This window comes from Streptomyces sp. GMY02 (assembly GCF_019056675.1).
Classification (GTDB): Bacteria; Actinomycetota; Actinomycetes; order Streptomycetales; family Streptomycetaceae; genus Streptomyces; species Streptomyces odonnellii.
This window is the reverse complement of record NZ_CP077658.1, coordinates 4,876,934-4,899,315: the sequence shown is the minus strand read 5'-3', so window position 1 is coordinate 4,899,315 and position 22,382 is coordinate 4,876,934. Positions and strand designations below refer to the sequence as shown.

21 protein-coding genes are annotated in these 22,382 nt (G+C 71.7%); 10 read left to right on the top strand and 11 right to left on the bottom strand.

Features of this window, described 5'->3' with window-relative positions:
* Positions 1-11 precede the first annotated feature (11 nt).
* Positions 12-989, bottom strand: coding sequence for a DMT family transporter (locus tag KQY30_RS20770; RefSeq protein ID WP_254407246.1), 978 nt, complete (start codon positions 987-989; stop codon positions 12-14).
* A gap of 182 nt (positions 990-1,171) precedes the next feature.
* Here KQY30_RS20770 and KQY30_RS20765 point away from each other — a divergent pair, with 182 nt between their 5' ends.
* A complete protein-coding gene (locus KQY30_RS20765; protein WP_217308126.1) occupies positions 1,172-2,272 on the top strand; it encodes an alpha/beta fold hydrolase in 1,101 nt (366 codons plus the stop codon).
* Between the two features lie 92 nt (positions 2,273-2,364).
* Here the strand turns inward: KQY30_RS20765 and KQY30_RS20760 are convergent, their stop codons facing one another.
* A complete protein-coding gene (locus KQY30_RS20760; RefSeq protein ID WP_217308125.1) occupies positions 2,365-5,370 on the bottom strand; it encodes an FAD-binding and (Fe-S)-binding domain-containing protein in 3,006 nt (1,001 codons plus the stop codon).
* Positions 5,371-5,681: 311 nt separating this feature from the next.
* On the opposite strand from KQY30_RS20760, the gene KQY30_RS20755 reads away from it, so the two are divergent.
* On the top strand, positions 5,682-6,341 hold the full coding sequence (locus tag KQY30_RS20755; protein WP_217308124.1) for an ATP/GTP-binding protein: 660 nt from the start codon (positions 5,682-5,684) through the stop codon (positions 6,339-6,341).
* Between the two features lie 213 nt (positions 6,342-6,554).
* Positions 6,555-7,673 carry a phosphoserine transaminase gene (gene serC / locus KQY30_RS20750; protein ID WP_217308123.1) on the top strand — a complete coding sequence of 373 codons (1,119 nt, stop codon included), beginning with the start codon at positions 6,555-6,557 and terminating at the stop codon, positions 7,671-7,673.
* 138 nt (positions 7,674-7,811) lie between these two features.
* On the opposite strand, the gene KQY30_RS20745 is transcribed toward serC, so the two are convergent.
* Genes KQY30_RS20745 through KQY30_RS20730 form a run of 4 tightly spaced genes read right to left on the bottom strand, consistent with a single transcriptional unit; the run spans position 7,812 to position 9,863 of the window.
* Positions 7,812-8,285 (bottom strand): GNAT family N-acetyltransferase, encoded by a 474-nt coding sequence (locus KQY30_RS20745; RefSeq protein ID WP_217311198.1) that lies wholly within the window; start codon positions 8,283-8,285, stop codon positions 7,812-7,814.
* A gap of 29 nt (positions 8,286-8,314) precedes the next feature.
* The gene (locus KQY30_RS20740) at positions 8,315-8,743 is read right to left on the bottom strand and encodes an arsenate reductase ArsC (RefSeq protein WP_217308122.1); all 429 of its coding nucleotides are present in this window, start codon (positions 8,741-8,743) and stop codon (positions 8,315-8,317) included.
* The gene (locus KQY30_RS20735) at positions 8,740-9,546 is read right to left on the bottom strand and encodes an aquaporin (RefSeq protein ID WP_254407245.1); all 807 of its coding nucleotides are present in this window, start codon (positions 9,544-9,546) and stop codon (positions 8,740-8,742) included. The genes KQY30_RS20740 and KQY30_RS20735 overlap by 4 nt, the downstream gene beginning before the upstream one ends.
* Positions 9,543-9,863: a helix-turn-helix transcriptional regulator gene (locus tag KQY30_RS20730; protein WP_217311196.1), complete on the bottom strand. Its 321-nt coding sequence runs from the start codon at positions 9,861-9,863 to the stop codon at positions 9,543-9,545. The genes KQY30_RS20735 and KQY30_RS20730 overlap by 4 nt, the downstream gene beginning before the upstream one ends.
* 175 nt (positions 9,864-10,038) lie before the next feature.
* Here KQY30_RS20730 and KQY30_RS20725 point away from each other — a divergent pair, with 175 nt between their 5' ends.
* A complete protein-coding gene (locus KQY30_RS20725; protein ID WP_217308121.1) occupies positions 10,039-10,461 on the top strand; it encodes an ArsI/CadI family heavy metal resistance metalloenzyme in 423 nt (140 codons plus the stop codon).
* A gap of 133 nt (positions 10,462-10,594) precedes the next feature.
* Here KQY30_RS20725 and KQY30_RS20720 read toward each other — a convergent pair whose 3' ends face one another.
* Entirely contained in the window at positions 10,595-11,653 is a 1,059-nt protein-coding gene (locus KQY30_RS20720; protein ID WP_217308120.1) for a WD40 repeat domain-containing protein, read from the bottom strand.
* Between the two features lie 120 nt (positions 11,654-11,773).
* Between KQY30_RS20720 and KQY30_RS20715 the strand changes: the two genes are divergently transcribed.
* From KQY30_RS20715 to KQY30_RS20705, 3 genes are all read left to right on the top strand, one after another.
* Positions 11,774-12,460: a GDSL-type esterase/lipase family protein gene (locus KQY30_RS20715; RefSeq protein ID WP_217311195.1), complete on the top strand. Its 687-nt coding sequence runs from the start codon at positions 11,774-11,776 to the stop codon at positions 12,458-12,460.
* A 152-nt stretch (positions 12,461-12,612) separates the two neighbouring features.
* Positions 12,613-13,626, top strand: coding sequence for a prolyl aminopeptidase (pip, locus tag KQY30_RS20710; RefSeq protein WP_217308119.1), 1,014 nt, complete (start codon positions 12,613-12,615; stop codon positions 13,624-13,626).
* 90 nt (positions 13,627-13,716) lie between these two features.
* On the top strand, positions 13,717-14,700 hold the full coding sequence (locus tag KQY30_RS20705; protein ID WP_217308118.1) for an aldo/keto reductase: 984 nt from the start codon (positions 13,717-13,719) through the stop codon (positions 14,698-14,700).
* 153 nt (positions 14,701-14,853) lie between these two features.
* Here KQY30_RS20705 and thpR read toward each other — a convergent pair whose 3' ends face one another.
* The 3 genes from thpR to KQY30_RS20690 all read right to left on the bottom strand — a co-directional run bounded on the left by thpR (position 14,854) and on the right by KQY30_RS20690 (position 17,582).
* Complete coding sequence (gene thpR, locus KQY30_RS20700; protein ID WP_217308117.1) at positions 14,854-15,510, bottom strand: RNA 2',3'-cyclic phosphodiesterase; 657 nt, start codon at positions 15,508-15,510, stop codon at positions 14,854-14,856.
* 244 nt (positions 15,511-15,754) lie between these two features.
* Entirely contained in the window at positions 15,755-17,113 is a 1,359-nt protein-coding gene (locus tag KQY30_RS20695) for an MFS transporter (protein ID WP_217308116.1), read from the bottom strand.
* A gap of 28 nt (positions 17,114-17,141) precedes the next feature.
* Positions 17,142-17,582 carry a MarR family winged helix-turn-helix transcriptional regulator gene (locus KQY30_RS20690; protein ID WP_217308115.1) on the bottom strand — a complete coding sequence of 147 codons (441 nt, stop codon included), beginning with the start codon at positions 17,580-17,582 and terminating at the stop codon, positions 17,142-17,144.
* Positions 17,583-17,745: 163 nt separating this feature from the next.
* On the opposite strand from KQY30_RS20690, the gene KQY30_RS20685 reads away from it, so the two are divergent.
* From KQY30_RS20685 to KQY30_RS20675, 3 genes are all read left to right on the top strand, one after another.
* Positions 17,746-18,072, top strand: a complete 327-nt coding sequence (locus KQY30_RS20685) for a hypothetical protein (protein WP_217311542.1) — start codon at positions 17,746-17,748, stop codon at positions 18,070-18,072.
* Between the two features lie 95 nt (positions 18,073-18,167).
* Positions 18,168-18,479 (top strand): DUF2530 domain-containing protein, encoded by a 312-nt coding sequence (locus tag KQY30_RS20680; RefSeq protein ID WP_046508126.1) that lies wholly within the window; start codon positions 18,168-18,170, stop codon positions 18,477-18,479.
* Positions 18,480-18,713: 234 nt separating this feature from the next.
* Positions 18,714-21,275 carry a cation-translocating P-type ATPase gene (locus KQY30_RS20675; protein ID WP_217308114.1) on the top strand — a complete coding sequence of 854 codons (2,562 nt, stop codon included), beginning with the start codon at positions 18,714-18,716 and terminating at the stop codon, positions 21,273-21,275.
* Positions 21,276-21,418: 143 nt separating this feature from the next.
* On the opposite strand, the gene KQY30_RS20670 is transcribed toward KQY30_RS20675, so the two are convergent.
* A complete protein-coding gene (locus KQY30_RS20670) occupies positions 21,419-22,300 on the bottom strand; it encodes a DUF5707 domain-containing protein (protein ID WP_217308113.1) in 882 nt (293 codons plus the stop codon).
* Positions 22,301-22,382: the final 82 nt, after the last annotated feature.

Genomic DNA, 22,382 nt, shown 5'->3' with positions numbered 1-22,382 from the left:
CCCCGCGCGCCCTACCGCTCCCCCTGTTGCGCGCCCTTCCGCCAGGCCCGGCGCGCACCCTCCCGCCCGCCCCCCACGCCCTTCCCGCCCACCTGCGTCCGTACCGCGCCCATGCTCGCCGCGATGACCAGTGCGATCGCCAGCGCGTCGCCGGCGGAGAGCGCCTGGTCCAGGAGGAGGAAGCCCGCGGTCGCCGCGATGGCCGGTTCCAGGCTCATCAGGATGGCGAAGGTGGGCGCGGGCATCCGCCGCAGGGCGAGCAGTTCGAGGGTGTACGGCAGAACGGATGACATCACCGCGACCGCGAGGGCCAGCCCCACCGTCGAGGGCACCAGCAGTCTGGACCCCGACTCGACGACCCCCAGCGGCAGCGCGAGCAGCGCGGCGACCGTCATCGCCAGCGCCAGCCCGTCGGCCTGCGGAAAGCGCCGGCCGGTTCGCGCGCTGAAAACTATATAGGCCGCCCACATGGCGCCGGCCAACACCGCAAAAGCCGCACCTATGGGGTCCAGCCGGTCGAACCCGCCACCGCTCAGCAGCAGTACCCCGCCGAGCGCCAGGCCGGCCCAGAGCACATTGACCAGCCGCCGGGAGACGAACACCGAGAGCGCGAGCGGGCCGAGGACTTCGAGGGTGACGGCCGCGCCCAGCGGGATACGGTCGGCCGCCTGGTAGAAGAGCGCGTTCATGGCGGCCATCACGGCGCCGAAGGCGATGACCGTACCCCAGTCGGCGCGCGAGTGCCCGCGCACCGTGGGCCGGCACACCACCAGCAGGACCGCCGCGGCGAGCGCGAGCCGCAGCGAGACGACCCCGAGGGCGCCGGTGCGGGACATGAGGAGTACGGCGATGGCGGCCCCGAACTGTACGGAGAGACCGCCCGCCATCACCAGCGCGACAGGCCCGGCGGAGCGACCGTCGCCGCCCGCGCGCGGGGTGGCCGGCGCGCTCGGGGCAGCGGCAGCCGTAGTCGTAAGCGGCTCTTCCACCGGAATCCCTTCATGATGCACATCTGGTTTACGTTGACACTGGTGCACTTCAATGGACCTTGAGTCCAACACATTGTACTCCACTCGGCCGCATCACCCACATGCCGCTCACCGCGCGCCCCGCCCCCGCTGACCTGGCAACACTGATGCCGAACCCCATCCGCCTCCCAGAGGAGACAGACATGGCCATGCCGTCCGCTCCCGGCCCGTGGATACGTCCGGGTTCCGGCCCCGGGAAAGGTGCGCGTCCGGGGCATCGGATACGTTCGCGCCGCGGGTACGCGCTGGCCGCGGCGCTCACCGCGACGGCGCTCGCGGGCACCGCCCCCGCCGCCGGCGCCCTGCCCGCCGCGGCCCACCGCGGCAGCACCGACAAGCCGACCATCGTGCTCGTGCACGGCGCCTTCGCCGACGCGTCGAGCTGGCGCGAGGTCGTACCGCGCCTCCAGAACGACGGTTACCGTGTCATGGCCCCCGCCAATCCGCTGCGCGGCCTGCACGGCGACGCCGCGTACATCGCCAGCGTCCTGAGGAGCATCAAGGGCCCGATCGTCCTGGTCGGCCACTCGTACGCGGGAGCGGTCATCAGCGGCGCGGCGGTCGGCAATCCGCAGGTCAAGGCGCTCGTGTACATCAACGCGCTGATGCCCGACAAGGGCGAGGTCCTCTCGGTGCTGTCCGCGAAGTTCCCGGGCAGCGAACTCACGCCGGCCCTCAGGTCCGTACCGTTCACGCTGCCCGACGGGTCCACCGCCACCGATCTCTACATCAAGGCCGACCGTTTCCGGCCGGTGTTCGCGGCGTCCCTCCCGGCGGCCACGACGGCGGTACTGGCGGCCACTCAGCGCCCCATCGCCGCCCAGGCGTTCGCCGACACGGCCGGGCCCGCCGCCTGGCGGACCATCCCCTCCTGGGCCATGGTCTCCACCGCGGACAGGACCATCTCGCCCGAGCTGGAACGCTTCGAGGCCGAACGGGCCCACTCGCACACCGTCGAGATCGACGCCCCGCACCTCGCGATGCTCACCGACCCCGAGGCCGTCACGGACCTCATCCTGGCCGCGGCCCGCCTCCAGCCGTCCCACCGGCCCGCCACCAAGGACCCGGCCAGAACCCTCGCCGCCACCGGCTCCACGAGCGGCACCGGACCCGCCGGGCCCACCGGACCCACGAACGCCACCGACTCCACGCGCCCGGGCACGGCGGGCCTCGCGGGTGCGGCCCTCATGGCAGGCGCCGCCGTGGTGGCGGCAACCCGCAGACGCCGCCCGACCGCTGGCTGACCAGCCGTCCGCGCCCCGCCCGTCCGTCCCGCCCGCCATGGGGAAGGGACGGACGGGCGGGGTCGCCTGTGCCCCCGCCGTCAGCTCCGCCGTCAGCTCCGGACGTCCGGAGGCCCCTCCGGCGACCGAGGAAGCACCTCCGGAAGCCCGGCCGGAAGCATCTCCGAAGGCCCGGCCGGAAGCGCCTCCGAAAGCCCCGGAAGCCCCTCCGCCAACACCTCCGCCAAGTGCCTCGCCCGATACCCCCCTGGCTCCGCCAGTTGCGTACGGCACGAGTAGCCGTCCGCCAGCACGACCGTCCCCGGTTCCGCCGCCCGTACCGCCGGGAGCAACTGGTCCTCCGCGCAGGCCGTCGACACCTCGTAGTGGCCGCGCTCGAAGCCGAAGTTGCCCGCCAGGCCGCAGCACCCGCCCGTCAGCTCACCGGTCAGTCCCGCTCGTTCACGCAGCCGCCGCTCCGCCGCGTCGCCCAGGACCGCGTGCTGGTGGCAGTGGGTCTGGCCGGTGACCGGGCGGTCGATCCTCGGCGGCGCCCAGTCCGGGGCGCACTCCTCCAGCGCCTGGGCGAAGGTCCGTACGGACGCGGCCAGCCGCTCCGCGCGCGGGTCGTCCCCGAGCAGCTCCGGCAGATCGGTCGTGAGGGTGGCGGCGCAGCTCGGTTCCAGGACGACGACCGGCAGGTCCAGATCGAGCAGGGGTTCCATCCGGTCCAGGGTGCGGCGCATCACCGTACGGGCCCGGTCGAGCTGGCCCGTCGACACATACGTCAGCCCGCAGCACACCCGCCTGCCCTGCGGCGGCAGCACCACCCCGATCCCGGCCGCCTCCATGACCCGTACCGCCGCCCGCCCCACCGACGGCGACAGGTGCTCGGTGAAGGTGTCGGGCCACAGGATCGCGGACCGGTCACGCGCGAGGACCTCGGCCCTGCCCTTGGTGTGCCGGCGCATCCAGCGGCCGAAGGGCTCGGGCGCCAGGCGCGGAATCGTACGTTCCGGAGCGATGCCGCCGAGCCGCTTGGCGAGGCCCGCCAGCGGCGGCACCCCCGCCGCCGCGTTCAGGGCCCGCGCGAGCGGCGCCGCCGCGCGCAGCCACTCCGGCAGCCGCCCCATCGTGTAGTGCGCGGCGGGCCGCCGCCGTCCCTTGTAGTGGTGGTGCAGGAACTCCGCCTTGTACGTGGCCATGTCCACGCCCACCGGACAGTCGCTGCGGCACCCCTTGCACGACAGGCACAGGTCGAGGGCCTCCCGTACCTCCTCCGAGCGCCAGCCGTCCGTGACCACCTCGCCCGCGAGCATCTCGTGCAGCAGCCGGGCGCGCCCGCGCGTGGAGTGCTGCTCCTCGCCCGTCGCACGGTACGAGGGGCACATCACCCCGGGACCCGAACTCGGCCCGGCCACCCGGCACTTGGCCACCCCGACACATCTGCGCACGGCCGCGGAGAAGTCCCCGCCGCGGGGCCCGTCGTGCGGATAGCCGAAGGCGACCTCGACGCGCTCGCGCGGCAGCACGGAGAAGCGCAGATTCTCGTCGAGCGCGGCGGGCCGGGCGAGGACGCCCGGGTTCATCCCGCCCGCCGGGTCCCACACGTCCTTGAACCGGCGGAAGAGCCCGGTCAGTTCGTCCCCGTACATCGTCGTCAGCAGCTCCGAGCGCGCCAGTCCGTCGCCGTGCTCCCCGGACAGCGAGCCGCCGTGCGCGACCACCAGCGCGGCGGCCTCCCGCGAGAACTCCCGGAAGCGCCGGACACCGTCGCCGCTGATCAGGTCGAAGTCGATACGGACATGGATGCAGCCGTCGCCGAAGTGCCCGTACGGCGTGCCGCGCAGGCCGTGCTCGGACAGCAGCGTGCGGAAGTCGCGCAGATACGGGCCGAGCCGGGCGGGCGGCACCGCGCAGTCCTCCCAGCCGGGCCAGGCCTCGCTCCCGTCGGGCATCCGGGTGGCGGTGCCGGCCGCGTCCTCCCGTACCCGCCACAGGGCCCGCTGCCCGGCCGGGTCGTCCACCACCGTGCCGTCGAGCGGGTCGGCCGCGCCCAGGACGGTCATGGCGGCGGCCCGTGCCTCGGCGGGGGTCGCGCCGCCGGTCTCCACGAAGAGCCAGGCCCCGCCGCCCGGCAGCTCGGGCCCGCCCCGGGTCCCGCCCCGGCCCGCCCCCCGGGTCCGCACGAGGTCCTCGGCCATGCCCTCGACGGTCAGCGGACCGTACGGCAGCAGCCCGGCCGCGGCCTCGGCGGCGGCGCTCTCGTCCGGGTAGCCGAGGACGGCCAAGGCGCGCGCGGCGGGTGCCTCGACCAGCCGTACGGACGCCTCGGTCACCACGCCGAGCGTGCCCTCGCTGCCGCAGAAGGCGCGGGCCAGGTCGGTGCCGGCCTCGGGTAGCAGCGCGTTCAGGGCGTAACCGGAGATCAGCCGGGGCAGCCCGGCGGGAAAGCCGGTGCGCAGCGGCGCGAGACTGCCTTCGACCAGCTCGCGCAGTCCGGCGGGGGCGCCGTCCCAGCCGCGGCCGAGGCGCAGGGTGTCCCCGCCGTACGTCATGACGGACAGCTCGCGCACATTGTCGGCGGTCGTCCCCCAGGCCACGGAGTGCGAGCCGCAGGCGTTGTTGCCGATCATCCCGCCGAGGGTGCAGCGGCTGTGGGTGGACGGATCGGGGCCGAAGGTCAGTCCGTACGGCCGTGCCGCCGCCCGCAGGTCGTCGAGGACGACACCGGGCTGGACGACGGCGGTACGGGCCTCCGCGTCCAGGGACACGACGGAGCGGAGGTGGCGGGTGAGGTCCAGGACCACCCCGACGCCCGTGGCGTTCCCGGCGATCGAGGTGCCCGCGCCGCGCGGTACGACCGGTACGCCGTGCTCCCGGCACACCGCGAGCGCGGCGGCCACATCCGCCGCGTCGCGCGGTGCGACGACCCCGACCGGGACCCGGCGGTAGTTGGAGGCGTCCATGGTGGTCAGGGCACGGGCCGCCGCGCCGAACTCCACCTCGCCGCGTACGGCCGCTCTCAGCGCCCGCGCCAGTGCCGTGGCCGCCGGGGCCGCCGCACTCGTGGTCGCCCCGGTCGGTGTGGTCGCTGTGTGCGTATCCGGCTCAGCCATATGCCCAGGATGCCCCGCACTTTGTCCCGGCCCGGGCTTTTCTGTGCCCGTCGCGCGCAGACTGTGGAAGAAAACCGAACAGGAAGCTCCCAAACTGATCGTCAAATCTCATATAGTGGCCACCGTTTGAGCAATATTCAACAGATTCCGAGTCCGTCACCACGGGATCGCCCCCGCCCCGCCCAAGCTCTTCCCAGCTCCAGCCGGCTCTCCCCCGCCCCTTCCAGCTCGCTCCAGCTCACCCCCGCCGCTCGTCGCAGCCCCCCACACTCAGCGACTTCCCGGTCCCGACATCCCGAAGCAGGTGCGCGTTGGACTCCGCAACCTCCGAACGGCCCACAGGTCATCCCCTGGCCGTGCCGGCGCTGGCCAGGACCATCGACAACGCCCTGAAGATCGTCATCGTGGGCGGCTTCGGGGTCGGCAAGACGACCATGGTCCGCTCCGTCAGCGAGATCCGTCCCCTCAATACCGAGGAGACGATGTCGATGTCCCGCGCGGGCGAGGGCGTCGACGTACTCCCCGATCTCGAAGGGCTCCGCAGAAAGAACTCGACCACCGTCGCCTTCGACTTCGGCCGGATCTCCCTCGACGAGCGGTCGGTCCTGTATCTGTTCGGCGCCCCGGGCCAGGAGCGCTTCTGGTTCCTCTGGGAACGGCTGTTCGCCGGGACCCTGGGCGCGGTCGTACTGGTCGACACCCGCCGGCTTCCCGACGCCTGGTACGCCCTCGACCGGCTGGAGCACCACGGCACGCCCTTCATCGTGGCGTGCAACGACTTCGGCGGGCCCTTCCACGCGGTGGACCAGATCCGTACGGCGCTCGCGCTGGCTCCGGACGTACCGCTCGTGGAGTGCGACGCGCGGGACCGCTCGTCCAGCAAGTACGTCCTGATCACACTGGTGCAGTACCTGTACGAGCTGGCGTCCAAGCGGGCGGCGGAGAAGGAGGCCGAGGGCGCGGCGAGCTGAGCGCGGAGTGACGCCGTCCTCCCTGAGGGTGAAGACCGGTCGCGCGGCGGAAGGCCCCCGGCGCGGCGCCGCGACTCCCTTGAGAGGCGCTCGAAAGCCCCTCAAGAGGCCCCCGTCCCGGCCCCCGCACCGTACCGCCGGCCCCCTGACCGGCGTCTCATCCGACGGACAGCGTTGCCCGCCGCCCCGGCGGAGGGACTAGGCTCCGGGGCCGTGGCCGATATCCAGATTCCCGCTGACATCAAGCCCGCCGACGGCCGTTTCGGCGCAGGCCCCTCCAAAGTGCGGACGGAGGCGGTGGACGCGCTGGCCGCCACCGGTACCTCCCTCCTCGGTACGTCCCACCGCCAGGCCCCGGTGAAGAACCTCGTGGGCTCGGTGCGCGAGGGCGTACGGAACCTCTTCGCACTGCCCGAGGGGTACGAGGTGATCCTGGGCAACGGCGGCTCCACCGCCTTCTGGGACATCGCGACGCACGGTCTGATCGAGAACAAGTCGCAGCACCTGTCCTTCGGTGAGTTCTCGTCCAAGTTCGCCAAGGCGTCGAAGCTCGCCCCCTGGCTGGCCGAGCCGACGATCATCACCACCGAGGCCGGCACGCACCCGGACCCGATGGCGGAGCCGGGCGTCGATGTCTACGCCCTCACCCACAACGAGACCTCCACGGGTGTCGCGGCCCCGGTCGAACGGGTCGCGGGCGCGGACGACGGCGCGCTGGTGCTGGTCGACGCGACCTCGGGCGCGGGCGGCCTGCCCGTCGACATCGCCGAGGCGGACGTCTACTACTTCGCCCCGCAGAAGTCCTTCGCCTCCGACGGCGGACTGTGGATCGGCGTCTTCTCGCCGGCCGCGCTGGAGCGCGCCGCGCGGGTGCACGGTTCGGGGCGGCATGTGCCCGAGTTCTTCTCGCTGCCGACCGCGATCGACAACTCGCTGAAGAACCAGACGTACAACACCCCCGCACTGGCCACGCTCTTCCTGCTCAACGAGCAGCTCGACTGGCTCAACTCGCAGGGCGGTCTGGACTGGTCGGTCCGGCGCACGGCCACCTCCGCGCGGACGCTGTACGGGTGGGCCGAGGCGTCCAAGTACGCGACGCCGTTCGTGGTCGACCCGGCGAAGCGCTCGCAGGTCATCGGCACCATCGACTTCGCGGACGAGGTCGACGCGGCGGCGGTCGCCAAGGCGCTGCGCACCAACGGCATCGTCGACACCGAGCCGTACCGCAAGCTGGGGCGCAACCAGCTCCGGGTGGCGATGTTCCCGGCGATCGACCCGGCGGACGTGGCGGCGCTGACGGAGTGCATCGACTATGTGATCGAACGCCTCTGACGACACCGGAATCCCCCGGCACTCACGGAACGGGCCCCATCGCCAACCGGCGGCGGGGCCCGTTCCGTATCTTCCGCGCTCGTACGGGGGACAAGATCTCCCGCGCTCGTACGGGGGACAAGGCGCCGGGCGGGCAGGTCAGTCGACGGCCGGGCTGCGGCGTTCCAGCAGGACGACGTCGCGCCACGTGCCCCCGTGGCGGCCGATGCGCTCGCGGGTGCCGATGACCCGGAAACCGGCCCGCTGGTGCAGGGCCAGGCTGGCGGTGTTCTCCGGGAAGACACCGGACTGGATCGTCCAGATCCCCGCGGCCTCGGTGGAGGCGATCAGGGCGGTCAGCAGTGCCAGGCCGACACGGCGGCCACGGGCGTCGGGGTGGACATAGACGGAATGCTCGACCACCCCGGCGTACGCGCACCGGTCGGAGACCGGTACCACCGCCGCCCAGCCCAGGACCCGGCCTTCCTCGTCCAGGGCGACCAGGCGGTGATCCGGCAGCTTGGCCGTGTCGAACGCCTGCCAGGTCGGGGCCGTGGTCTCGAAGGTGGCGTTCCGCTCGTCGATACCGAGCTGATAGATCGCCAGTACGGCCGCCGCGTGCTCCGGCCGCATCGCGGTGACCCGCACACCGGCGTCGGTCCTCACGGCATCACCTCGACACCGAGCTCCGCGAGCAGGCCCCGGACGCGCCGCTCGATCTCGTCGCGGATCGGCCGGACGGCCTCGACGCCCTGTCCGGCAGGATCGTCCAGCTTCCAGTCCAGGTACCGCTTGCCCGGGAAGTACGGGCAGGCGTCCCCGCAGCCCATCGTGATCACGACGTCGGACGACTGCACGGCCTCCGCCGTCAGCACCTTGGGGACCTCGGCGGAGAGGTCGACACCGACCTCGCGCATCGCCTCCACGACGGCCGGGTTCACTGCGTCGGCGGGGGCGGATCCGGCCGAGCGGACCCGGACCCCGTCCCCGGCGAGGTGGGTGAGAAAAGCGGCGCCCATCTGGGAACGGCCGGCGTTGTGCACGCAGACGAACAGCACGGAGGGGGTGGAAGGGGTGGTGGCAGTGCTCATGAGGACAGTGCGCTCTCTTCAGCGGGTTGGGCGGGGGCGGGGAGCCGTTGCTCGCCGGGTGGTACGGCAGTGCCGTCACCTGTCACGGGTGCCGGGCGCCCGAAGGTGACGGCGACCAGGGCCAGTCCGACGGCCGCCCCGGCGAACTGGGCCGCGACGAACGGAGCCACCGACCCGGGCGCGATGCCGGCGAACGTGTCGGTGAACGTCCGGCCGATGGTCACGGCCGGATTGGCGAAGCTGGTGGAGGAGGTGAACCAGTAGGCGGCGCCGATGTACGAGGCGACCGCGACCGGCGCCAGATGCGCGCGGCCGGCCCGGGCCAGACCAAGGACGAGCCAGACCAGTCCCGCCGTGGCCACCGCTTCACCCAGCCACAGATGACCGGCGAACCGGTCGTGCGTGGACCAACTGACCAGCGGCCTCGCGAACATGGCGTCCGCGAGGACCGCGCCGCCGATGGCTCCGGCGAGCTGAGCGGGTATGTACGCGGCGACCTCCCGGAGGCCGAGGCCGCCTTCGGAAGCCGTGCGGCGGCCGGTGAACCAGGCGGCGAGCGTCACCACGGGGTTGAAGTGCGCGCCGGAGACGGGGCCGAGCAGGGCGATGAGCACGCCCAGACCGAAGACGGTGGCCAGGGAGTTGGCGAGCAGCCGCAGGCCGGTGTCGTGGCTCAGCTCGGCCGCCTGGATCCCGGAGCCGACCACAACGGCCACCAGCGCCGCGGCGCCGACGGCCTCGGCCGCCGCACGCCGGACCAGTGGCACCGCCGCACGCCGGAGCGGTGGCGCCGGGGCGCTCACGCCGGGACCTCAGCCGGCGCGGCCGGGGCGCGCAGCAGGTCGGAGAGCTTCGCCAGGGCCTCGGGCAGCACCCAGTAGTACACCCAGGTGCCGCGCCGCTCGGAGCCGACCAGACCGGCCTCGCGCAGCACCTTGAGGTGATGGGAGATGGTCGGCTGGGAGACGTCGAACGGGCCGGTCAGATCACAGACGCATGCCTCGCCTCCCTCGTAGGAGGCGATGAGGGAGAGCAGCCGCAGCCGGACGGGATCCGACAGCGCCTTGAACATCCGCGCCAGCCCGGCCGCGTCCGCTTCCCCCAGCGGCTCACGAACCATCGGGACACAGCACACCGCGTCCTGTCCGACCACGGGCAGATGGGTCACCGGCAGACCGTCTTGTTTCGACATGGCTCTATATTGACATCCCTCTAAACAGGTGCCAACCTCCTTTGCATCGACAACTGTCAATACAGACCCGAGACCGGCACAGGACCCCGAGAAGGAGACCACCATGTCCCGAGTCCAGCTCGCTCTGCGCGTCGCCGACCTGGAAGGCTCGATCGCCTTCTACTCCAAGCTGTTCGGTGCCGAGCCCGCCAAGCGGCGGGAGGGTTACGCCAACTTCGCCCTCACCGAGCCCCCGCTCAAGCTCGTCCTCATCGAAGGAGACACGGGCGAAGAGACACGCCTCGACCATCTCGGTGTCGAGGTCGAAGACACCCAGGAGGTCACCGCGGCCACGGCCCGGCTGCGGGACGCGGGCCTGGCCACGTTCGAGGAGAACGACACCTCGTGCTGCTACGCCCTCCAGGACAAGGTGTGGGTGAGCGGGCCGGGCAAGGAGCCGTGGGAGGTGTACGTGGTCAAGGCCGACGCCGACACCCTCGGCGGGAGCGCCGGCAGCGGCACACCGGCGGCGTGCTGCGGCGCCTGACGCGTGCTGCCGCCGCCCCACGACGCACACGGGGCCGCCGGCACACGGGCCCGCCGGCACGTGAGCCCGTTGTCCCTCAGGGCCGGCGCCGGTCTCGTAATCGCCGGTGCGCGCCCGGGCCGGCGACGCCCGCTCACTTCTTGGCGCGCAGGCGCCGGAAGCCGAAGAACAGTGCCGCGCCGCCCGCGAGGATGAACACCCCCAGGGTGGCGCTGCCCTTGGAGCCGCTGCCGCCGGTTGCCCCGGCGTCGTTGCCCGGGGTGGTGGAACCGCCTTCCCGGGACGGGGAGTTGGCGGAGCCGTCGCCCTTGCCGTTGTCCAGGTCCTCCCGTACGACCTCGCTGTCCTTGCCCTCCGAGCCGAACATCAGCGCCTTGCCGTCCGCCGTGTACGTCACCGACTCGGCCTGGGCCTGGAAGGGGGCGCGGACCGCGTGGTCCGCGCCCAGTGCGCCGTTCCGCCACGCGTAGGCACGGGCGCTGAAGTACGAGCGGAGCACCAGCTCCTTGCCGTCCGGTGAGAACGCCCCGTCCGTCACCCAGGGCACCTCGCCGATCCGCCGGAACACGTTGTTGCCGGACGAGGACAGCCGGGCCGGGCCCTCGTACAGCCCGCCGCCGTTGTCGTTCTTCGAGGCGATGTAGACCCGGCCGGTCACGGGGTGGACCATCAGCGCCTCGGCGTTGCGCGGCCCGTCCGCGTAGGTGACGGTGAACTGCGTCGCCCGCACCGTGGTGTCCGCCAGCCGTTTCGGCTCGGGGAAGCGGTAGATCCACACATGGTCCCAGCTCCCGTTGAGGTTGTCGCCGATGTCGCCGACATACACATTCCCATCGGAACCAATGGAGATCGCCTCTACATCCCTGGGTTCACCCACGCCCCGCATGGTGACCATCGCCACCGTTTCACCGGTCCGTGAGTCCACCGCGAACACATAGGGCCCGTCGTCACTGTCGTTGTGCGTCCAGTAGATGCCGGGGTGGAGCCGGCTGGCGGCCAGTCCGCTGGACTCGACGATCCGCGGATCCTTGATGGTGAAGGTCTGGTCGGGCGTCTGCTCGGACTGTCCGTCGGCGGCCGATGCCGAGCTGACGGACATGCCCGGCGGTACGACGGTGGCGGCGGCCGCGAGCAGGGCGGCGGCGACGGCACCGGAAAGACGCAGGCCGGAAGGGCGGAGAAGCGAACGCATGCCACCAGCCTGCCACCCCGCCGCCGCGCACCGGGGGTCCGTACGGATATCCAGGGCATGTCCCGGGATGTCCCCGCCCGCACCGGCCGCCGGGACCGGCGGTTCGGCCATGATGGCCGGATGCGTTTCCTGTTCGTCGGTGACTCCATGACTGTCGGCCGTGCCGGTGACATCACCTGGCGCTACCGGATGTGGCAGCACCTCGAAGCGGCCTTCGGCGGCCCGTACCGGATCGTCGGCCCCCGTACGGAGCTGTACGACCCCGAGGCCGACGCGCCCGTCTCGTACGCGTACGGCGCGCCGGACTTCCCGGCCGGGGCGCGCCACCATCTCGCCGGCTGGGGTGTGGGGTTTCACCACATGTGGCCGCTGATCGGCGAAGCGGTACGGGCCGGGCGCGTGGACATCCTGCTGGTCTCGCTGGGCCTGATCGACCTCGGTTTCTATACGGACAGCGCGCAGACCGAGCGCAACGCGCGCGCGTTCATCGCCGGGGCCCGCGCGGCGAATCCGCGGATCCGGGCCGTGTTCCTGCCGGTCGTCCCGAACATCCGGGCGGAGGCCGACCCGGCCTTCGCCGCCGAGGTCGGCCGCTTCAACGAACTGCTCGGCAAGGCCGTCGCCGACCTGGACCGGCCCGGCTCCCCGCTGCTGCTCGCCTCCCGCCCGGCGGCGTACGACATCCACGCGGACACCTACGACGGCACACACCCGGCGCCCTCGGGCGAGCACAAACTCGCGGCCGCCTTCGCCGACGCGATGCACCAGGCGTGGGGGCTGGGCGCACCGTACGAGAGACGCGGCTGAGCGCACCGGCCGGGGGACGGGTGCCGCTGGGCTTCCATGGAGCTGGATACCGGACGCCTAGAACTCGCGCGCGTCGCGGGCGGCGGAGTCGGTACGGTGCGGGGGGCCGTACCGGCTCCGCAGATCCGCACCGCGTACGAGGAGCGCTCTCCATGGACGAGGACCGGGCCGCCACGCCTGTGCAACAGCCGCCCGCTGCCGGGCCGTTGCCGCTCTACCCGCCCGTCGAGCCGTACGAGCAGGGCATGCTCGACGTCGGCGACGGCAACCTCGTCCACTGGGAGGTGTGCGGCAATCCCGGCGGCAAGCCCGCGCTGGTCGTGCACGGCGGCCCGGGCTCGGGCAGTTCCCCGTACGCCCGGCGGTACTTCGACCCCGAGCGCTACCGCGTCGTCCTCTTCGACCAGCGCAACTGCGGCCGCAGCACCCCGCACGCGAGCGACCCCGCCACCGACATGCGCCACAACACCACCGACCATCTGATCGCCGACATGGAGCGGCTGCGGGTGCGACTCGGTGTCGAGCGCTGGCTGTTGTACGGCGGGTCCTGGGGTTCGACGCTGATCCTGGCGTACGCCGAGCGGCACCCGGAGCGGGTCTCGGAGATCGTCATCGCCGGGGTGACAACGACCCGGCGCTCGGAGATCGACTGGCTGTACAAGGGCGCCGGGCGGCTCTTCCCCGAGGCCTGGGAGCGCTTTCAGGCGGGCTCGGGCCTCCCGGAGAGCGAGCGCGACGGCGATCTCGTCGCGGCCTACGCCCGGCTGACGGAGAGCCCGGATCCTGCTGTACGGGAGCGGGCGACGGCCGACTGGTGCGCGTGGGAGGACGCCGTACTCTCCCAGGAGCCGAACGGCTCCCCCGCCCCGTACACCGGCAGGCCCCCGGCGGCCCGGCTGGCCTTCGTGCGGATCTGCGCGCGCTACTTCGCGCACGGTGCCTGGCTGGAGGAGGGCGTACTGCTGCGGGAGGCGGGGCGGCTGGCGGGGATCCCCGGGGTGCTGGTGCACGGCAGGTTCGATCTGGCCGGGCCGCTCGGTACGGCATGGGAGCTGGCGAAGGCCTGGCCGGACGCGCGGCTGGTGGTGGTCGGGGACGCGGGGCACATGGGGAGCGACGCCGGGCGCGGTGAAGTACGGGCCGCGCTCGACGAGTTCGCGCGCTGACCTGCGGGCGCGCGCGGAGGGCGGCCGAATCGGCCACAGGGCGCAGCCGGGCTTGCCTTGAGTACGCTCGAACGCGTTGGCTGTGGAGTCATGAAGTACACGCAGCTCGGACGCACCGGACTCAAGGTAAGCCGACTCGTCCTCGGGACGATGAACTTCGGCCCCCTCACCAACGAGGCCGACAGCCATGCGATCATGGACGCCGCGCTCGGCGCGGGCATCAATTTCTTCGACACGGCCAATGTCTACGGCTGGGGCGAGAACAAGGGCCGTACGGAGGAGATCCTCGGCACCTGGTTCGCCAAGGGCGGCGACCGCCGGGACAAGGTCGTCCTCGCCACGAAGGTCTACGGGAACATGGCCGCGGACGGCGACGCCTGGCCCAACCACGACAAGCTCTCGGCCTTCAACATCCGCCGCGCGGTCGACGCGAGCCTCAGGCGGCTCCAGACCGACCACATCGACCTGTACCAGTTCCACCACATCGACCGCGCCACCCCGGTCGAGGAGATCTGGCAGGCCATCGACACCCTGATCCAGCAGGGCAAGATCCTTTACGCGGGGTCGTCCAACTTCCCGGGCTGGAAGATCGCGCAGACCAATGAGACGGCCCGCAGGCTGGGCTCGTTCGGCCTGGTCAGCGAGCAGTGCCTGTACAACCTGGCGGAGCGCCGCGCCGAGATGGAGGTCATCCCGGCCGCGCAGGAGTACGGCCTCGGGGTCATCCCGTGGTCGCCGCTCCAGAGCGGTCTGCTGGGCGGCGCGCTGCGCAAGGAGCGCGAGGGCGGCGCGGGCAGCCGCACCACCCGCCGGCTCGCCGACTCGGCGATCCGCACGCAGATCCAGTCGTACGAGGACCTGCTCGACAAGCACGGCATCGACCCGGGCGAGGCGGCGCTGGCCTGGCTGCTGACCCGGCCGGGGGTGACGGGCCCGATCGTCGGCCCGCGGACGGCCGAGCACCTCGAATCCGCGCTGCGCGCGGTGGAGCTGGAGCTGTCGGACGAGGTCCTGTCCTCGCTGGACGAGATCTTCCCGGGTCCTGGGCCTTCGCCGGAGGCGTTCGCCTGGTAGCAGGCGGTACGGGACGAGCGGCCGGGGCCGGCCTAGGGCGTGTCCGGCGGACAGGACCTAGCCGACCGCGGCCGCCACGGCGATGATCGCGAACATCAGCACCAGCACGACGGCCATGATCTGGTTTCGGGTCTTGGGGTCCACGTGTCGAGATTAACGGCCGGGGGCGGCGCGCTCCTCGCCCGGGTCGCGGTTGCCCGTACGGGCCGCGTCGGCCGCCGGGGCCGCACCGGCCGCTGCCCGGCCGAGCGGGTAGCGGGCCACCGTCTCGTACCGCGGCTGCTCGCCCGGCACCCCGCTCACCGGCAGACTGCTCTGTACGAGTGACAGCTCGGTGACGTCCCAGGGGGTGCCCTCGAACCCGTCGGGGCCGCCGAGCGCCTCGACGTACGGCCCCAGATCCATGGGCGTACGGCTTCGGGCGACGGTGAGATGCGGCCGGTAGCGGCGGTGCCGGTCCATCGGCACCCCGGCCCGGTGCGCGGCGGCCTCCGCGCGCTCGGCCAGGAGGTGCAGGGCGTCGATGCCCCCGGCGGCCCCGGCCCAGAGCACCTGCCCGCCGAACTGCCCGCCGCCGTGCAGCCGCAGCGGGAACGGCTCGGTCCTGCGGGCGGCGCGCTCCAGCCGTACGGTCAGCTCGGGCAGCAGCCGGTCCTCGACCTCCCCCATGAACGCGAGCGTGAAGTGCCACCCGTCACGCCCGGTCCACCGCAACCCCCCGGCCCCGGCCATCCCCCGCACCCGCTCCAGCGCCCGCGCCAACTCCTCGGCCGCCTCGGCAGGCGGCAGCACGGCGGTGAAGAGTCTCATACGGACAAGTCTTCCCACGGCGCGAGCCCGTACGTAACCCGATCACCGTGCGTATCGTTGTACCGGGTGCTGCCGCGGATCGCCTGTCGGTGGGGAATGGAGCGCCGGCGGACCAGACGCCTTGTCGTGCGCACGCTGAAGGACGTATTCGGTGCGACGGGAGGCGTGAGGTCGACCGTACGGATCAGCTTCCCCGAGCAGCGGAAGACCGACGACTTCCGGCGCGGCGGACCCCCGCGCCCCCTTACGCGACCGTGGCCAGCTCGCGCTCCTTCGTGACCAGTTCGACGTACGGGCGGCCCCGGCGCAGGTCGATTCTCACCCGGACCCCCGCCACCCGCGTCAGGACCACCGCGATCGTCGCCGCCGCCAGGAGTGAGACCGCGCCGCCCGTCGCGAAGCCGATGCGGGCGCCGTAGGTGTCGGTGATCCAGCCGAGGAGCGGGCCGCCGACCGGGGTGCCGCCGACGAAGACCATCATGTAGAGGCTCATCACCCGGCCCCGCATCTCCGGGTCCGAGGCCATCTGGACACTCGTGTTGGCGCTTATGTTGGTCGTCATGCCGATCATGCCGATCGGTACGAGCAGCAGTGAGAACAGCCAGACCGTCGGCGACACGGACACCGCGATCTCCAGCAGACCGAAGCCCATCGCCGCGAGGAGCATCAGCCGTACCCGGGTGGAGCGGCGGCGGGCGGCGAGCAGGGCGCCGGCCAGGGAGCCGGCTGCCAGCAAAATGTTGAAGAACGCGTACATCCCGGCTTCGCCGTCGAAGACCTCATGTGCGAAGGCCGTCAGCCAGATCGGGAAGTTGAAGCCGAACGTACCGATGAAGCCGATGAGGACGATCGGCCAGATCAGCTCCGGGCGTCCGCGCACATAGCGCAGCCCCTCCCTGAGCTGTCCCTTTCCGCGCGGGACGAGGTCGGTCTTGTGCAGTTCGTGCGGTCTCATCAGCAGCAGGCCGGCCAGCGGAGCCAGGAAGGACAGACCGTTCAGCATGAAGGCCCAGCCACTGCCGACGGTCGTGATCAGCGCGCCCGCCACGGCGGGCCCGATCAGCCGCGCGGACTGGAAGTTCGCGGAGTTGAGGCTGACCGCGTTGCGGAGCTGGTCCGGGCCGACCATCTCGGACACGAACGACTGCCGGGCCGGATTGTCGACGACCGTCACCATTCCGAGCAGGAACGCGATCAGATACACATGCCAGACATGCACCTGCCCGGACAGGGTCAGGACCGCCAGCGAGACACCCAGCAGTCCCATCGCGGCCTGGGTGAAGAGCAGCAGCAGCCGTTTCGGGTAGCGGTCGGCGACCACCCCGCCGTACAGACCGAAGAGCAGCATGGGCAGAAACTGGAGGGCCGTCGTGATACCGACGGCGGCCGAGGAACCCGTGAGGCTGAGGACCAGCCAGTCCTGGGTCACCCGGGACATCCATGTACCGGTGTTGGAGACGACGGCACCCGTCGCGAACAAGCGGTAGTTACGGATCTTCAGCGACGAGAAGGTCCCGCCGCCGGTCGCCCGGGGATGCCGGGCCGTGCTGTCGTGGGTGGATTTCGGTGCGGGGGCGGAGTCTGCTCCGGGTCCCGTACTCAAAGTGGGTTCGCCTCCTCGGGCGCGCGGATCACAGGTGGGCGAGCTTCTCCAGTACGGGGGCGGCAGCGCGCAGCTTCGCCCACTCGTCCTCGTCCAGGCCCTCGGCGAGGGACGCCAGCCAGACATTGCGCCTGCGGCGGCTCTCTTCGAGCATCGCCTCGGCCTCCTCGGTCTGGCTGACCACCTTCTGCCGACGGTCGTCGGGATGCGGCTCAAGCCTGACCAGGCCCTTCGCCTCCAGCAGTGCCACGATGCGGGTCATCGACGGCGGCTGGACATGCTCCTTGCGGGCCAGCTCGCCCGGCGTCGCGGAGCCACAGCGGGCGAGGGTGCCCAGCACCGACATCTCGGTGGGACTGAGCGATTCGTCCACCCGCTGGTGCTTCAGGCGCCGGCCCAGCCGCATGACGGCGGAGCGCAGGGCGTTCACGGCGGCGTCGTTCTCGTCACCGTGGGACAGGTCAGGCATGTTTGTTAGCGTAACTCATTACCCTACCTAAATACCAGTCGGTCGCTCCACGCGCCCCGGGGATCCACGAACCGGCCCGCGAATCCCCACACATCACTCATACGAGTGAGTCTGCTCCGGAAAGTGACACGACCGGGCCGGGCCGCGCCCGAGGCTGTTCCGTATGGGATCGACAGTGCTCAGCCTGCGGATAGACGGTGAGCTGCTCGACCGCCTCAGGCGGCGGGCCGCCAGACGCGGAATGAGCGTCCAGGACTATGTGGTCGGCACACTCGTCCGCGACGACTTCGACGAACGGTTCATGGCGGCGGTGGAGGAGACGGAGCGGTTCTACGCGACGGGCGTGACGGGCGTGACCGTGACGGGCGTCACGGGAAGGGCATCCGGGACGGGCCTGGCATCGCGGCCGGCGTCCGGGACCGGGGCGCTGGCCCCGGCGAGCGGCCGGGCGGCCGTCGCCGCGCACAGACCGCCGGAGGCGCCGGCGTAGCGCCCCTGGCCCCGTACCCGACCCCGCTCAGCCCCGTACCCGGCCCCGCCCGGCCCCCCACGTAGCGCCACCTGGCCCCGCCTAGACTGAACGCCATGACCGGTTCTTCGACGAGAGCGCCCCGGCGCGCCGCGCCCGAGCCTCTGGAGGGGCCGGTCGTCGGCACCATCACGGGCGGCACGATCATCTGGTTCGTCCTCTTCCTGGTGCAGCTCCCGTTCTACGGCTGGTTCAGCGACCACGGGCACGCCTGGTGGATCTGGACCTGTCTGGCCGGCGGCGGTCTCGGGCTGATCGGCATCTGGTACGTACGGGGCAGGGACGCGGCGCTGAAGCGGGCCGCGGCGGCGAAGGAGGCGGAGGAGAAGGGTGAGGCGGGCCCACCCCCGCACCACCCCGCGGCCTGACCGAACCGCCGCCCCGCACACCGCACGGCACGTACCCCACAAACCCCGGCCGCCGCCCACCCGCGCCCGGCCTCCGCGCACCCGCACCCGCACCCCGATCACATCCCCGTACCCGCCCGTACTCCCCCGCGCGTACTGCCGGAGGACCATTCCCTCTCGTACCGGCTCGTCCCAGGGTCTGATCTGCGGGCCCCCGGCGGGTGATCGCCGTCCCGGCACCGTACCGTCGGAACCATGACGCAACGGGCGAAGATCGACACCGACGGCCCCGAGCCCCATGGCCCCGAGCCGCACGGCCGCGGATCTCATGGCCCCACCATCGACGCGGGCGCCGAACTCGACCCCGTACACCCCATCAAGCTTCCGCGGCCCTCCGGCCGCCACACCGGCCTGACCGCCGCCGAGGTCGCGCGGCACATCGCCCGCGGCGAGGTCAATGACGTACCCGTCCGCAGCAGCCGCTCCACGTCCGAGATCATCCGCGCCAATGTGTTCACCCGCTTCAACGCGGTCATCGGCGTGCTGTGGGTGATCATGGCGTTTGTCGCGCCGGTCCAGGACACCCTGTTCGGCTATGTGATCCTCGCCAACACCGGCATCGGCATCATCCAGGAACTGCGCGCCAAGAGAAAACTCGACGGACTCGCGGTGATCGGCGAGGCCAGGCCGACCGTACGGCGTGACGGCGTCGCCACCGCGGTCTCCACCTCGCAGATCGTCCTCGGGGACCTCATCGAACTGGGCCCCGGCGACAAGGTCGTCGTCGACGGCGAAGTGGTCGAGGGCGAAAGCCTCGAAGTCGACGAGTCGCTGCTCACCGGCGAGGCCGACCCGGTGCTCAAGCGCCCCGGCGACTCCGTGATGTCCGGCAGCTTCGTGGTCGTCGGCACCGGGGCGTTCCGCGCCACCAAGGTCGGCCGCGACGCGTACGCCGCGCAGCTCGCCGAGGAGGCGTCCCGCTTCACCCTGGTCGACTCCGAACTGCGCAACGGCATCAGCACCATCCTCAAGTACGTGACCTGGATGATGATCCCGACCGCCGCCGGACTCATCCTCAGCCAGCTCTTCGTCAAGCAGACCGATGTCAAGGACTCCATCGCCAGAACCGTCGGCGGCATCGTCCCGATGATCCCCGAAGGCCTGGTGCTGCTGACCTCCGTGGCCTTCGCGATCGGGGTCATCCGGCTCGCCCGCAAGCAGTGCCTCGTCCAGGAACTGCCCGCCATCGAGGGGCTCGCGCGTGTCGATGTCGTCTGTCTCGACAAGACGGGCACGCTCACCGAGGGCGGGATGGACATCCGCGAGCTGCGGCCTCTGGGCGGTGCGGACGAGACGTACGTACGGAAGGTCCTCGGCGCGATCGGGGCGTCCGACCCGCGCCCCAACGCCAGCCTGCGGGCGATCGTCGACGCGTACGGAGATGAGCGCGGCGAGTGGCCCGTGACGGCGGCGCTGCCCTTCTCCTCCGCGCGCAAGTACAGCGGCGCCGCCTTCGCAGAGGCGGAGTCCAGGGGCGGATCCAGCGGCGCGTCCACGGGCGGGTCCAAGGGCACAGCCGACTCCTCGGGCACGGGCAACTCCTCGGGCTGGCTGCTCGGCGCACCCGATGTGCTGCTGCCGCCCGGCGATCCCGCGCTCGCCGGGGTCGACCGCCTCAATGAGCAGGGCCTGCGGGTCCTGCTGCTGGCCCGTGCCGCCGGTGCCCCCGACAAACTGGACGCCCCGGACGCGGCGGCCGGCGCCGAAGCGGCCGCGCTCGTCGTACTGGAGCAGCGGCTGCGGCCGGACGCCGCCGACACCCTCGCGTACTTCGCCCAGCAGGACGTCGACGCGAAGGTCATCTCCGGCGACAACGCCGTCTCGGTCGGCGCGGTGGCCGGCAAGCTGGGCCTCCCGGGTGCGGAGCGTACGGTCGACGCGCGGCACCTGCCCGCCGTACGGGAGGAGATGGCCGAGGCGGTCGAGTCCGCGACGGTCTTCGGGCGGGTCACCCCACGGCAGAAGCGGGACATGGTCGGCGCGCTCCAGTCGCGCGGGCACACGGTCGCGATGACCGGGGACGGTGTCAATGACGTCCTGGCGCTGAAGGACGCGGACATCGGCGTCTCGATGGGCTCGGGCTCGGAGGCGACCCGGGCCGTGGCCCAGATCGTGCTTCTCAACAACAGCTTCTCGACACTGCCGTCGGTGGTGGCGGAGGGCCGCCGGGTCATCGGCAACATCACCCGGGTCGCGACGCTCTTCCTGGCGAAGACGGTCTACTCGGTGCTGCTGGCGATCCTGGTGGCGTGCTTCCAGGTGGAGTACCCGTTCCTGCCCCGGCATCTGACGCTGGTGTCGACGCTGACGATCGGCGTACCGGCGTTCTTCCTGGCGCTGGCCCCGAACAAGGAGCGGGCGCGGCCCAACTTCGTACGCCGGGTGATGCGTTACTCGATCCCCTCGGGGGTCATCGCCGGGCTCGCCACCTTCGTCACGTACCTGGTGGCCCGGCACTACTACACCGGCCCCGACTCCCTCAACGCGGAGACCAGCGCGGCGACCCTCACGCTCTTCCTGGTCGCGATGTGGGTCCTGGCGATCGTGGCACGCCCGTACACCTGGTGGCGGATCGGCCTGGTGGCGGCGATGGGGGTGGCGTTCCTGGTGGTGCTGGGCGTGCCCGCGCTCCAGCACTTCTTCGCACTGAAGCTGGTGGGCACGACGATGCCCTGGGCGGCGGTGGGCATCGCGGCGGTGGCGTCGGGGGCGCTGGAGCTGTGCTGGCGCTGGGTGGAACGCAGATTCCCGGCGTAGCGGGAGGCCGCCCGTACGAAGAAGCGCGAGGCCGCCCGTACGCGCCTGTACGAGAAGAAGGGGCCCGGCGGTTGTCCGCCGGGCCCCTTCGTCATGCCTGCCTCGATTTACCGCACGTCTTGCCGCACGGCTTACCGCACGTCCTACTGCACGTCGATGTAGTCGCCCGTGGCGTTGATCGGGGCGGTCGTGGCCGAGCCGGCGTAGCTCCACCGGTAGTAGCCGTCGACCGACGCCGTGACGGTGGTCTTGAGCGCGCCGGTGGTGGCGCCCTTGACCGTCTTGACGGTGGTGTAGGTGGTGCTGTTCTTCTTACGGAACTGGAGCTTCACCGGCTGCGAGGCGTAGCCGGTGTAGTTGCCGCCGTCCCAGTTGACGCGGTCCAGCTTGCCCGTGACCGTGATGGTCTTGCCCTTCTTGACGGGCTCCGGCGCGGCGTTCACCGTCAGCCGCGACAGACGCTGGAGCTGGACGCTGCCGAAGGCGTCCTTGCGGACGATCTCCTGGTCCTTCGCCAGCGCGATAGCGCCGACCTTCCAGGTCCTGGCGTCGGTGTTGATCAGTTCCTGCGAGTCGACCGTCACGGTGAGCGTGCAGGTCGAGGTGGTGGCGCTGGCCGCCTTGCAGGTGGCGGCGTCCTCGTTCTGGTAGAAGGCGTAGCCGTTCGGGTCCTCGACGGTGCTGCCGATCCAGATGATCGTGGCGGCGTCGATGATGCCCGAGTTGTCGGAGGCGGTGATGGCGACGGACACCTTCTTGGTGCCGGTCAGGCCGACCACGATGGGCTTGCCGCCGTTCACAACGATCTTGTTGAGCACGGGTGCGGTGTTGGCGGCCGTGGCCGCCAGCGCGCGCTGCTTCGCCTGCGGCACAGCGGTGTGCTGCCGCTCCGGGAAGCCGTACTGCCCGGCCGCCGGGGCGTGCCTGTCCGACGGAGCGGTCTGTGACGCCTGCGAGGCCGGTACGGCGAGGGCGGACAGGGCCAGGGCGCCGGAGACGACGGCAACGGTGGCACGAATACGCATATGGTCCCCAAGTCTGGTTCTACGGGTCCGTTGACCCGGAAAGCCAGACATGGGGAATCCGTGAATGGTTGTACGCGAACGC